This window comes from Pseudoalteromonas sp. S1608, from assembly GCF_005887265.1.
GTDB classification, from domain to species: Bacteria; Pseudomonadota; Gammaproteobacteria; order Enterobacterales; family Alteromonadaceae; genus Pseudoalteromonas; species Pseudoalteromonas undina.
Map to the genome: position 1 here is coordinate 1 of NZ_PNDK01000091.1, position 264 is coordinate 264.

Below are 264 nucleotides of genomic sequence, written 5' to 3' on the forward strand. Positions count from 1 at the left end.
AAGCGATATTTCGTAACCGTCAATAACGCGATAGATCCGGAGTTATACCAAAACATGGCTGCACCCGACCCTGACCACAAGCAAATGACCTTGCCGTGTGAGGTGACTAAAATCACTGACAATCAGATTAGTATTATTTTAAAACAAGGACTTAATCGACAAATTCGTAAAATGGCGCATTAATGTGGTTACAAAGTGATTTATTTATACGGCGTACAAATAAGAGAAATACTGTAAGATTATTTAAATTTAACTGAAAACCAT

The 264-nt window shown here is 36.0% G+C and carries 1 pseudogene; it reads left to right on the top strand.

From position 1 onward, the window contains the following. Positions 1 to 234: pseudogene (locus CWB75_RS18810) on the top strand (pseudouridine synthase family protein); the annotation flags it as partial. Positions 235 to 264 lie beyond the last annotated feature (30 nt).